The sequence below is a fragment of the Dyella sp. 2HG41-7 genome (assembly GCF_021390675.1).
Lineage (GTDB): Bacteria > Pseudomonadota > Gammaproteobacteria > Xanthomonadales > Rhodanobacteraceae > Dyella_B.
The window spans coordinates 1,310,944-1,323,471 of record NZ_JAJEJV010000004.1; the positions used below are offsets into that span (position 1 = coordinate 1,310,944).

General features: G+C 61.3%; 10 protein-coding genes. 4 read left to right on the plus strand and 6 right to left on the minus strand.

Annotated elements, in window-relative coordinates; translation table 11 throughout:
* Positions 1–29 precede the first annotated feature (29 nt).
* The 4 genes from L0U79_RS07105 to L0U79_RS07120 all read right to left on the minus strand — a co-directional run bounded on the left by L0U79_RS07105 (position 30) and on the right by L0U79_RS07120 (position 5,067).
* Positions 30–503 (minus strand): GNAT family N-acetyltransferase, encoded by a 474-nt coding sequence (locus L0U79_RS07105; RefSeq protein ID WP_233841178.1) that lies wholly within the window; start codon positions 501–503, stop codon positions 30–32.
* Between the two features lie 131 nt (positions 504–634).
* On the minus strand, positions 635–2,611 hold the full coding sequence (locus L0U79_RS07110; protein ID WP_233841179.1) for a CocE/NonD family hydrolase: 1,977 nt from the start codon (positions 2,609–2,611) through the stop codon (positions 635–637).
* 159 nt (positions 2,612–2,770) lie between these two features.
* A complete protein-coding gene (locus L0U79_RS07115; RefSeq protein ID WP_233841180.1) occupies positions 2,771–4,546 on the minus strand; it encodes an acyl-CoA dehydrogenase C-terminal domain-containing protein in 1,776 nt (591 codons plus the stop codon).
* A 23-nt stretch (positions 4,547–4,569) separates the two neighbouring features.
* Entirely contained in the window at positions 4,570–5,067 is a 498-nt protein-coding gene (locus L0U79_RS07120; RefSeq protein ID WP_233841181.1) for a hypothetical protein, read from the minus strand.
* 314 nt (positions 5,068–5,381) lie between these two features.
* On the opposite strand from L0U79_RS07120, the gene L0U79_RS07125 reads away from it, so the two are divergent.
* Positions 5,382–5,858 carry an SET domain-containing protein-lysine N-methyltransferase gene (locus tag L0U79_RS07125; protein ID WP_233841182.1) on the plus strand — a complete coding sequence of 159 codons (477 nt, stop codon included), beginning with the start codon at positions 5,382–5,384 and terminating at the stop codon, positions 5,856–5,858.
* Positions 5,859–5,914: 56 nt separating this feature from the next.
* On the opposite strand, the gene L0U79_RS07130 is transcribed toward L0U79_RS07125, so the two are convergent.
* The gene (locus tag L0U79_RS07130) at positions 5,915–6,412 is read right to left on the minus strand and encodes a GreA/GreB family elongation factor (RefSeq protein WP_233841183.1); all 498 of its coding nucleotides are present in this window, start codon (positions 6,410–6,412) and stop codon (positions 5,915–5,917) included.
* 145 nt (positions 6,413–6,557) lie between these two features.
* On the minus strand, positions 6,558–8,597 hold the full coding sequence (fusA, locus tag L0U79_RS07135) for an elongation factor G (protein ID WP_233843857.1): 2,040 nt from the start codon (positions 8,595–8,597) through the stop codon (positions 6,558–6,560).
* Between the two features lie 452 nt (positions 8,598–9,049).
* Between fusA and L0U79_RS07140 the strand changes: the two genes are divergently transcribed.
* The 3 genes from L0U79_RS07140 to L0U79_RS07150 all read left to right on the plus strand — a co-directional run bounded on the left by L0U79_RS07140 (position 9,050) and on the right by L0U79_RS07150 (position 12,479).
* Entirely contained in the window at positions 9,050–9,916 is an 867-nt protein-coding gene (locus tag L0U79_RS07140; protein ID WP_233841184.1) for a hypothetical protein, read from the plus strand.
* An 87-nt stretch (positions 9,917–10,003) separates the two neighbouring features.
* Positions 10,004–11,968: a hypothetical protein gene (locus L0U79_RS07145; protein ID WP_233841185.1), complete on the plus strand. Its 1,965-nt coding sequence runs from the start codon at positions 10,004–10,006 to the stop codon at positions 11,966–11,968.
* Positions 11,969–11,987: 19 nt separating this feature from the next.
* On the plus strand, positions 11,988–12,479 hold the full coding sequence (locus tag L0U79_RS07150) for a GFA family protein (RefSeq protein ID WP_233841186.1): 492 nt from the start codon (positions 11,988–11,990) through the stop codon (positions 12,477–12,479).
* The last annotated feature ends 49 nt before the right edge of the window (positions 12,480–12,528 follow it).

Here is a 12,528-nt window from a genome sequence, read left to right on the forward strand (position 1 = left end):
CTCTCCCCGTCGGGGAGAGGGAGAAAGGCTCAATGCACCGGCTTGGCCATCCGCAGCAGATCGAGGTTGTAGCCCGCCGCTTCGTACAACGCCCGTGCGCGCTCGTTGCCGGGAAACACGGCGAGCGTCACGAGCTGGCATTGGTGTTCGCGCGCCCACGCCTCGGCGTGTTCGATCAGCGCCTTGCCCACGCCCTGGCCCTCATGACGCGGCGCAACGGCCAGATCGGAAATATGGCAATTGGTGCGCCCGGTGAAGAAATCCTGCGTCTTTTGCAGATGCACGAAGCCGACCCGCTCGCCGTCGTCGTTTTCGGCGACAAAGACGAAGCTGTTGGTCGGTTGGTCATCCAGCTGGTGGCTGAGGTCCTTGCGGATGCCTTCGATGCATTCGTGTCGCTTGCGCCAGGAAGGCAGCGTGAAATCCACGAAGCGCGGAACGAGGCCGAGAATGAAGTCGTCGTCATCCTCGGCCAGACGAATAAGAAAGTTGCTGTCGCTCATTGCGTCGAGCCGGTCGATTTGAACGGGTAGGGTCGGTTCTACACCCAACAGGGTTGCGGGTGGAAGTCCCTTTGGCTGATGACGCGCGACGTATGTCCCTCTCCCCGTAGGGAGAGGGAGCCTTTGCGAGCTTAGCCGCCGATGACCGGCAGCGAGATGTAACTTGCCTGATCCGCCGAGCGATAGATGCGCTGCGTGGCCTTTTGATAGTCGCCGGGCTTGGCCCAGAAGATGTTCGGCACGAAGGTCTGCGGGTTGCGGTCGTACAGCGGGAACCAGCTCGATTGCACCTGCACCATCACGCGATGTCCGGGCAGGAATACGTGATTGGCGGCGGGCAGATCGAATTTATATGTCAGCGCCTGATTCGCGGCGAGCGGCTTGGGGTTGTCGAACCCTTCGCGATAGCGCCCGCGGAAAATATCCATCGATACGCCCAGTTGAAAGCCGCCCATCGCCGGCTGTTCGGCCACCTGATCGGGGTACACGTCGATCAATTTCACGACCCAGTCGCTGTCCGTTCCGCTGGTGGAAGCCACTAGATGCACCACGGGCGCGCCGGCGATCGTCAACGGCTGCGTGAGCACATCCGATACATAGGTGACGACGTCCGTGCGGCCGGAGGCTTCACGCTGATCGTCCACCAGCCATTCCGACCAGGTCAGGCCGTTGTCGTAACCCATTGGCTGGATCGGACGCGCGCGGAACGGCACGGGATGCGCCGGATCGGAGACGTATTCGTCGTACGCGCCGCTGCCGGTCGGCGCATTGAAGCCGAGTTTCTGGTCCGCCTGCAGATACAGCGGACGGCTCTTCGCCTTGCAACCTTCATCGCAGGCGAGCGGCCAGTGACTCAAGCGCTGCCACTGATTGCTGCCGGTTTGATACGCGGTGACCGCTGCGAGATCCGCCTTCGGCGCGCCATCTTTCAGATATTGCGCAAGATACGGACGCAGAATGTGTTCGCGGAAATATTTGCCGGTGTCGCTGCCGAAACGAATCGCGCCGAGTGAACTGGCTTCATCGATTTCCTGGCCGTGATGCCACGGACCCATCACCAGTTTCACCATGTCGCCGTTTTTGTCTTTCGGCTTGATCGCGCGATAGACAGCCAACGCGCCGTAGATGTCCTCCTGATCCCACAAACTGTGCACCAGCATCACCGGCACTTTCAGCGGCTGTCCGGCGAGCAGCTTGTCGACGGCCTGATCGCTCCAGAACGAATCGTACGCAGGGTGCGCGATCACTTTGTTCCAGAAGCCAATCTGCTCCATGCCGTATGCGCGACCGAGTTCGCCGGCCGAGACGTAATGCATAAAGAGGTCGTATTCGTCGTGATAGTTCGTCCACCACTTGAAGCTGTTGTCGCGACTGGCGGTCTGCTCGTAGATGTAAGACATATTCTGCTGGCGGAATGCGCCGTTGTGGAACCAGTCGTCGCCCATCCAGCCGTCCACCATCGGATTCATCGGCACCGCCACTTTCAGTGCCGGATGCGGATTGACGATCGACATCAGCGGTTCGAAACCGTCATAGGAAATGCCGATGGTGCCGACCTTGCCGTTCGACTCGGGCACGTTCTTCACCAGCCAGTCGATGGTGTCGTAGGTGTCGGTCGCATCGTCGACGGGCGTGGGATTGAGCGGGCCGTGCACGGGCCGGTTCATGACGTAATCGCCGTCGGAGCCGTATTTGCCGCGGATGTCTTGAATCACGCGAATATAGCCATCTTCCACGATCACGTCGGCGGCGTTGTCGTAGCCTTCCAGCATCGGTTCGAGATGACCGCTCATCACGTGATGCGTGAGTTCTTTCGCATCGTAAGGCGTGCGCGTCATAACGATGCCGGCGTGATGCGCGCCCTTCGGTATAAGAATCACGGTGTTGAGCTTGACGCCGTCGCGCATCGGAATTTTTACGTCGCGCTCGATGTAGTCCAAGCCATCGGTGGCCGGCTTGAAGTTGGCGGGCGTTTCGCTGGGATAGTTGGGGTATTGCTGCGCCGGCGTATCGTCCATGGCCAATGCGGCGCCGCTCAGACTAAGCAGCAAAGCAAGCAACGCGGGTTTTGCTCCGCGCAAAGCAATCGCGGTACGACTGGACTTCATGGTGGCTCCCCGTTGGATAAGCCTGGGTAGCCTAGCCTTAATCGACGCGGGTTGGCATGTGGCGCTGCCGTATGCCGTTAGCGAGAGCGGCGTCGGTGTCGTGGAGACAAAATAAAAACGCCCGGATGATCCGGGCGTTTTTGTATCGTCGATGAAGCTTTACACCAACGCGGGAAGACTATCGATGCCAGCCTCGATCGCTGCTTTGTGCATTTGCGTGCGTGGCAGGATGCGTGCGAAATAGAACGCAGCCGTGTCGCGTTTGGCCTGCTTGAACGATGCCTGCTGCGAACTCTTCGCACTCGCCGCTACGGCGCGCGCCCAGAAATAGGCAAGCGTGATGTAGCCGCTGTAGTAGAGGTAATCGTTGGCTGCGGCGCCCAGTTCTTCCGGATTGGTTTGAATGCGCTGCGCGAGTTTGAGCGTAAGCTCGCCCCATTCCTTCGCCATCACGCCGAGCGGGCCGATAAACGGACGCATGGCGTCGTCGGTCGCATGTTGCTTGCAGAACGCACCGATCTCGGCGAGGAAATGCTGCAGGCCCACGCCTTTGAGTTGCAGAATTTTGCGCCCGAGCAAATCGGCGGCCTGGATGCCAGTGGTGCCTTCGTACAGCGTGATGATGCGCGCGTCGCGCACGAATTGCTCCACACCGTTTTCCACGATAAAGCCGTGGCCGCCGTAAACCTGCAACGCTTCCTTGGTGCATTCCTGCGCGAGTTCGGTGACCACGCCCTTGGCGATCGGAATCAGGAAGGCGAGCAACTCGCTGGCCTTCTGACGCGACGCTTCATCGGCGCCGCGCGCTTCGATATCGGTTTGCAATGCGGCGTACAACAACAGCATGCGCGAGCCTTCCACCAACGCGCGTTGCGTCAGCAGCATGCGGCGTACGTCCGGCTGAACCAGCAGATTGTCGGCGGGTTTGTCGGGGAATTTTGCGCCGGACAGCGCGCGGGACTGCAAACGCTCGCGCGCGTAGTTGAGGCTGTTCTGCCACGCGCGCTCGGACAACGCCAAACCTTGCACGCCGACCGACAGGCGCGCCGCATTCATCATGGTGAACATCGCCGCCAAACCTTTGTTCGGTTGGCCGATCAAATAACCTTCGGCGTCGTCGAAATTCATCACGCAGGTGGCCGAGCCGCGGATGCCCATCTTGTGTTCGATGGCGCCGGCGTAGGCGTTATTGCGCTCGCCAGGCGTGCCGTCCGCCTTCACTTTGAATTTGGGGACGATAAACATCGAGATGCCGCGACTGCCGGCCGGCGCGTCGGGCAAGCGCGCCAACACGAGATGGATGATGTTTTCGGCGAGATCGTGCTCGCCCGCGCTGATAAAGATCTTGGTGCCGGTGATGTGGTAGCTGCCGTCCGCGCCCGGTTCGGCGCGCGTTTTGAGCAAGCCAAGATCTGAGCCGGCCTGCGGCTCGGTCAGGCACATGGTGCCGGTCCATTGGCCGGCGACGATGGGTTTGAGATAGGTGTGTTTCTGTTCGTCCGTGCCGTGCAGTTCCAGCGCGTGGCAGGCGCCTTCCGACAGCAGCGGGTACAGACTCCATGACAGATTGCCCGACTGGAACAGTTCGGTGGTGGCGATGCCCAACACCGACGGCAACGCCTGGCCGCCGAAATCTTCGGCCATGGTGAGGCCGGCCCAGCCGCCTTCCGCGAATTGCTTGAACGCTTCCTTGAAACCCTTCGGCGTAGTGACGGTGCGCGTGGCTTTGTCGAAATGACAGCCTTCTTCGTCGCCCGGCGCGTTGGTGGGTGCGAGCACCTGTTCGCTCAAGCGGCCGGCCTCTTCCAGCACAGCGTCGAGCAGGTCGCGGGTGTGACCGTCGCCGCTTTGCAGTTGGGTAAGAACCGCTTCGGCGCCCAATACGTCGAAGAGGGCGAAGCGCTGGTCGTCAAGCGGGGCCTTGTAGAGCGTCATGGCGGAATCCTTCGAAGTGCGGACTAGCGAAAAGTGTTGGGCACGCCGGGTACCGGCGAAAGAAAGGAATTGCTGGTGAACGGAAAATCGCGCGGGTTCTTGTTGTCCGGGTGGTCTTCCAGATTAGGCGCGCAATGCACCACGCCCCGGAGCGTGTAGGGCAGCTGCCCGGCGCTTCCTTTGCCGGCGATGGCTTGCAGCGCCTGGCTCATGGCGGGAGTCGGCAGCACCTCCACCTGCACCACATCGCCCGCGAACGACGGCACATCCAGGTCGAACGCGGCGTGCACGCGCACTGGAATCCCTTGCGCGATATCCATCTGGCCTTCGATCGATTGGTAATTCATGCCGGTGTAGCTGTTGTTCTGAAAGCGCACGGTGAGCTGCCAGGCGCCATCGGGCTGCACGCGCATTTGCTGGATGGTGATCGTGGGCGGAAACACGCTCTGCCGCTGCGGGCCGCAGGCGGAGAGCAGGGTAGCGAAGGCGACAAGGGCCAATCCGTGGAGCAGTCGTTTCATGGAAGTACCTCAAACGATTGTTTGAATATAGCAGGGAATCGGGCGGGTGAAATGGGTGTCCGCACTACGGGAAACGTTTGAAACGAAAAGAGTTGTACCAAACGATGGCGGCGAGATGACGGGGCGTCGTTTTGTTCGCGATGACGCGCACGGTGCGATTCTCGTCTCGAGTTGCTCCCTCCCCTGCGCGCAGGAGAGGGAGCACATCGCGCTTCGTTATTGGTGTTCGATAGCTATGGCGCGGTTCCCATCGTCACACAGAGCGGGCATCATTAGCGGTTGCACTCCTTGTCTTTCTCAAATTCCGGATATCCATGTCCCCTCGCATTGCAGCTCGCCGCTCACCTATCCACGGCAATGGCGTATTTGCCGTCGCGCCCATCAAGAAGGGCGAGGAAATCATCGAATACAAAGGCACGTTGATGACCCATGACGACGCCGACGCCATGTACGGCGACGGTGGCGAAACGGGACACACGTTCCTGTTCACGCTCAACGACGAATACATCATCGACGCCAACCGCAAGGGCAACAAGGCGCGCTGGATCAATCACAGCTGCACGCCCAATTGCCAAGCCTTCGTGCTGGAAGCCGAAAGCGGCGATCTGCGCAAAGACAGGGTCGTGATCGAAGCCAAGCGCAACATCAAGCCGGGCGAAGAATTGACCTACGACTACGGCATCGTGCTGGAAGTGCCGCACACCGCGCGCCTCAAAAAGAAATGGGTGTGCCTGTGCGGTTCGCCCAAGTGCACGGGCACTTTGCTCAAGCCCAAGCGCGGCAAAGCCTGAAAACAGAAGGCGACAGCGTAGTAACGCTGCCGCCTTTGTTTTTTCGGTCGCCGTGTTTACAAATACGCGATGGCGACCACTTCGATCGTGACATCGCCCGCAGGCCGCTGCCAGCGCACCTCGTCGCCCACGCGTGCGCCAAGCAGCGCGGTCGCCAACGGCGACACATAGCTCACCAAGCCGTGCTCGGCGTCGGATTCGTCTTCGCCGACGATCTGCCAACGTTGTTCGCCTTCGTCGGTATCCACGGTGACGGTGGCGCCGAACGCGACGCGATCGTGCGGTTGCTTGGCCAGATCCACTTCAATGGCGTTGGCGACGCGCGCGCTTAAATAGCGCAATTCGCGCTCGAGCGCCGCGCGTTCGCTTTGTTGCGACAACGCATCTTGTTCGCTGGTTTTCATGGCGTCCAGGCGCGCGGCGACGGCCGCCATTCGCCCGCGCAATGCGCCAAGGCCGCGCGGCGTCACATAGTTGGGATGCGTGCTTTGCGGCAGTTCGGGCAATACCTCGGGGGTATCGCCGTCGTCGTCTTTTACGAAGGCTCGGCTCATGCGGCCCTCCTTTCTGCGTGTATCGAAAAACCACTCGACGCTAGCGTGATGCGTACGCGGTGGATCGGTTAATTAAGCACATTGGGATCAGGCCGGGCGACTGCAACGTCGCCCAGCCATTCGGTTCATGAATGCGAGGGCGACGTCAGTCTTCGTCCAGTTTGGGTTTCCAGGCCTCGCTGAGCTGGCGCTGGACCGGTGGCGGCACCGGCTCGTAGTGGCTTAAGTCGAGGCTGTACCGACCTCGTCCGCCTGTCATGGCTTTTAATTCGGTGGGGTAATCGGTGAGTTCGGCCAGCGGCGCCTGTGCCTTGATCACGAGTTCGCCGCCGCGTTTGGCATCCGTGCCCATGATGCGCGCGCGCTTGCTGGCAAGTCCGCCAGTCACGTCGCCCACGTTGAGCTCGGGAATCGCCACTTCGACATCCACAATAGGTTCCAACACGATCGGTCGCGCTTTGCTCACGGCATCGAGAAACGCTTTCTTGCCCGCGCTGACGAAGGCGACTTCCTTGGAATCGACCGGGTGATATTTGCCGTCGAAGACGGTGACGCGCAGATCTTGCAGCGGAAATCCGGCGACTGCGCCGTTTTCCATCGCCTGGCGCACGCCTTTTTCGATGGCGGGGAGATACTGCCCGGGAATGACGCCACCTTTCACGGCGTCGACAAACTCGAATCCTGCGCCGCGTTCGAGGGGATCGACGCGGAGAAACACTTCGCCGAATTGTCCTGCGCCGCCCGTTTGCTTTTTGTGACGGTGATGTCCTTCGGCCGAACCGGCAATCGTTTCGCGATACGCAATGCGCGGCGGATGCGTGACGACTTCCACGCCGTACCGATCTTTCATGCGCTCCAGCGCAATCTTCAAATGCAAATCGGAAAGACCGCGAATCACCGTTTCGTTGAGTTCTTTGTGATGCTCCATGCGAAAGCACGGATCTTCTTCACTCAGTCGCGATAGCGCGAGAGAAAGTTTTTGCTCCTGGCCTTTGTGTTTCGGTTCCAGCGCCAAGCCGAACATCGGTTGAGGAAAGTGCAGCGGTTCGAGATGGATGCTGTCTTCGTCGTGCGAATCGTGCAGCACGGCGTCGAAGTGAATGTCGTCGACTTTGGCGATGGCGGCGATATCGCCCGGTATCGCTTGATCGATTTCCACATGCGTTTTTCCGTTCGGTCGGAACAAATGACCCACCTTGAACGCTTTGCGGCTGTCGTCGATGAAAAGCTGACTGTCGCGACGAATGGTGCCTTGCCATACGCGGAAAATGCCGAGCTTGCCGACGAACGGATCGTTCACCACTTTGAAGACATCCGCGATCACATGCGCGTTGGCGTTGGGGTCCACCGCAAGCTGTTTGTTCTGACCGTTGCGGAACGGCGGCGGGTTAGCTTCGGTGGGATTGGGCAGCAAGCGATCGAACACATCCAGCAATTCGCCGACACCCGCGCCCGAACGTGTGCTGACAAAGCAAATGGGAACCAGATGCCCTTCGCGCAAGCATTGCTCGAATGCGTCGTGCAATTGCTGCGGCGTCAAGGCTTCTTCGCCGGCGTCCAGATACGCACCCATCGTGGATTCGTTGATTTCCACCACTTGGTCGAGGATTTGTTGATGCGCTTCGGCGAGCGACGAAAAATCCGTGGCGCCGTCGCGATGGAAGAAACAATCCAGCACTTTGCTAGCTTGTTCGGCCGGTAAATTCACGGGCAGGCATTCGCTGCCGAACTCTTCGCGCAATGTCTCGACGAGCGCGGGAAGATCGACGCCTTCGGCATCGATTTTGTTGACGATCAGCACACGCGCAAGCCCACGCTCGCGCGCGTGCTCCATCATGCGGCGCGTGCCGTGCTCGACGCCGTTGGACGCATTGACGATCACGGCGACGGTCTCCACGCCGGCAAAGGCGGAGAGCGTGCCGCCGCGAAAATCCGGGTAGCCGGCCGTATCGATCAGGTTGATATGACACTCGTTGCGATCGATGCCGGCGATGCAACTGTCGATGGAATGTCCACGGGCTTTTTCTTGTGGATCGGTATCCGATTGCGTGCTGCCGCGTTCTACCGATCCCATGTTCTGAATGACGCCGCCGGCATGCAGCAAGGCTTCGAACAAGGTGGTTTTGCCGACGCCGGCGTGACCGGCGAGCGCGATGTTGCGGATATTTTCCGTGTTGTAGGACACGATGCGACCCTCCTCTACGTAAGGCTCGATGTCGTGCGTGACCTGCGGCACCGCACGACACCGCGCGTAGCGGCTGTGATGGCGGGCCGTCATGGTCGTCCTTTGCGTGCGGGACGCAGGGCGGTCATGGCGGGGAGGCGGCAAGGACGTTTCTCGGGGCGTCGCACTGCCGCGTTCGCTAGCGTTCTCCCATTGGCTCGGATGGTCAAGCTGCACTGCAGAGACAGCTTGACGACAAGCGTTAACGTTGCGTAATGGCGTGTGGAACCGCGAGGCCAATCAACGGTCTGTGAGAGGCACGCCAACACTGCACGACTGCCGCATGACGCGGCAGAGCGCGCCACGGAGGACGAATTATCGAACGCCCCGATCAGGTCGAGCATCACCGCTGGTTTTCGCCTCCCCCCGATTCCAACCGAGGACTGGCGCCGCTCGACGGACCCACCCGCGCCATGCTGCACGAGTTGCGCTGGCGCAAGCCGCCGCGCGATCTGCGCCGCCTGTGGGTGGCGTTGACGATCGCGCTGGTGCTGCACGTCTTTTTTGTGGCGGCGGTGTGGTACGAGATGAAACCGCGGTTACGCGAAGGGCGCGTTGCGCAGGTGCACGCCGATGAGGCGATTCAAATCCGTTTCATTACGCGCAGCACGAGCAAGCCGCTGGCCGCACCGCCACCGCCGGTGACGCCGCCGCTGCCGCATCCGTCGCGCGAACCGGTATCGAAGAATGCGTTGTCGGTGCATATCCCAACATCGACACCGCAACCTGCGCCTGCTACGTCGGCGCCGCTTCCCGTGTTGTTCGATCGCACGGGAAGCATCGTGCTGCCGGCCAATGCGTCCAGCGCGCCGACGGCGCCATCAGCCGATTACGTGCAGCATGCGCCGCAAGGCGATACCGAGATCATGGAGCATCGCGTCGGTTCGGCTTATCAGTCCGCGCCGAATACATTTAAAAAATATTTTCCGCCGCCGCACGAATCCTTCGTCGGCGGTTTGATGCGCAAATTGAACGGCAGCCAGAGCAATACGAAAGACGTCGATCTGCCGCACGGCATTCACTTGAAGTGCCAAAAGGTGTTGGGCGTTCCCATCCCCAACTGCGGCATTCCTCCCGCGCCGCCACCGCCCACCGACGGCGACGAACGTTTGAACATGGCGCCGGCGCCGCTGGTGAAAGGCACGCCCACGCCCAAACCGGATATCGCCACGTGCATTGCCGACTACCAAGCCGGCAGGCCGTTGCCGTATGGCTGTCCGGTCGACACGCCAATGCGCGCCGTTGATGCGCAGAAGCAACGTTCTGGGCCAAAGCCCTAAGAGCTCGGCGTTCCTATGGAGGCGGAATAGGGCGAGGACGATTCCGCGCATCAAGAAATGCCACGCCGCCCGCTACACTGGCGGCCTATGTCCACGCCGCCGCCCGATAAACCTGCTTCGCCCACGCCGGCCATTGTGATCAAGTCACCGCGCGACGCGGCGACGTGGGCGATCGTTTATCGGCGTCGCCTGCGCGACCGGCCGCGCGATCGGTTGCTGAAATTGGCCGGCGTCATCGGCGCGTTGCTGGTGCATGTGATCTTTCTGCTCGGCGCGATCCTCGGTTCGCCTTATGAGTTGCCGCCGCCACCGCCGGAGCCCAAGGGTAATCCGTTGCTCGTGCGCATCATCAACAACAAACCGCAGCCGCCTCCGCCGCCACCGGTGCGCGGCGTGCCGCCGAAAGAGCATGGGCCAACGCATCGCGGAAACACGTCGCAGGTGGTACACGCGACGCATGAAACATCGACCGCGGCGCCGGTCGCCGCCGTAACGCAGCCGCCCGAGCCCGCACCGAAACAAGAGCCGGTGGTGGCGAAGACGCAACCGCCCGCGGCTGAAAAGCCGCAAAAAGTCGCAGCGCCGTTGCCGCCGATCACCTTGCCGAAACCGTCGCCGCCGACGATCCAACAACCCACGCCGGCCGGATTGCCGCCACCGCCGCTGACCTTGCAGGCCGTGCAGGTGCCGCAGCCCACGCCGCCGCAATTTCAGCCCGAACCCGCGCGCAAGCCGCAAGCAGAAGGCACGCAGCCGCTGCCGCCGTTGCCATCGATCGCGCTGCCAACGCAGCCTGCGCAATCGGCATTAACGGCGACGCCGCCGCACGTGGCCGTCGAACAGCCGGCGCTCGCGCCTGTGCAGATGCCGAGCGTGGCCGCCGTGCAACCGAACCTGGTTGCGGCATCGCCGCCCGCACCGACGCTGCAACCCATTCCGATGCCGGCACAAGTCGCGCCGGCCGTCAATCTGCAACCGTCGGCTACGGCGTTGTCGACACCGAATGTGCCGCGCACGTCCCAAGAAGTGTTGGGGCCAGTCGTTCGTCCGCAGGAACAAGCGGAACTTGCGCCTGTTCCGATCACACCTACGGCGGCGCCGACGCCGAACGTAACGCCTGCCGCGCCGTCATTGAATATCGAAGCACCCAAGCTTGCGGTGCCGGAAGTTTCGCTACGTCCGCAATTGAGCCCGACGCCTGCCGTCACGCCGTCGACGCCGCAAACGGAGGCCAAACCTTCCGAGGCGCAAAGCAGCGAAAAAGCCGCGGCGGCGACCTCGTCGCCCGCACCAAGCACGGCGCCTTCCAGCGCGCAGGCGAATGAAGGCAACGCAAGCACCAGCACCGCACCCAATGCAACGCCGGAAGGCAGCGAGACGGCGAATCCCGGTCAGCCGAACGGCGTCGTTCAATCGCCATCGCAAAGCAGTGCGCAGGGAACGCAACCTTCACCATCCGTCGGCAACGGTAACAACACGACTGGCGAGCAAGGTGGCGGTACGCCGGGTTCACCCAACGGCACGTATATCCAGCTCAAACCGCGCGGCGACACGGAGATCATGTCGCACAACACGAACTTGCCGAAGTATCGCTCCACCGTGTTCGATAAATACTGGACGCCGGAAGGCGAGAGCACCGTCGACACCGCGTTGCGTCACGCTGCGGAAAAAACCACGATCAAGCACACCTTCAATTTGCCCAAGGGGGTGCGTATCGAATGCGCGGTGATGCCGTTGGTGCCGGTGGCGTTGTTCGGTTGTCACAACCCCGATCCGCCCGCCGTGCCTTTGCCGCAAAAGATGTACGACCGCCTGAATCTGCCCACGCAGAATGCGTCGATACCGAAAGTGGCCGCACCCGCCGCCAGCGCGCCAGCGCCGGCCACGCCGGTGGAATTGGATAACAGCGCCGAATGCGCCGCGGCGCGCGTCAGCGGCGGACCGTTGCCGCCTAATTGCGGTCCATCAGCGTTGACGCCGGTGAAGCCGTTGACGGCGCCTGCGCCTGCGTCGACACGTTCGTGGGTGCCAGCCAGCGATCAATTCCATTAAGCATTCGGAGGTACGTCCGATGTCCGACGATGCAACGTACTTTGAAGGCGGTTGCGATTGCCGACTCGTGCGTTATCGCATGACGGGCACGCCGCTCTTCGTGCATTGCTGTCATTGCCGATGGTGTCAGCGCGAGACGGGCAGTGCGTTTGTGCTCAATGCGATGATCGAGGCAGAGCGTGTCACGCTGCTTTCCGGCGAAGTCGAAGTGATACATACGCCGTCCTACAGTGGGCGAGGGCAGAACATTGCGCGATGTCCTCAATGCCGCATTGCGTTATGGAGCACGTATTCCGGAGCCGGCGAATCGATTCGATTTATTCGCGTCGGGACGCTGGACGATCCGGATCGTTTTCCGCCGGATATCCATATTTATACGCAGTCGAAGCAGCCGTGGGTGGTGATACCGCCAGGTGTTCCTGTGATGGAGGCGTATTACGACCGGGAGACGTATTGGCCGCCTGAGAGTTTGGAGCGAAGACGTGCGTTGTTGGCGCGTGCAAATAGTTAGCCGCTTGCCTCACGTCATTCCGGCCTTCGCCGGAATGACGAATTGAAAG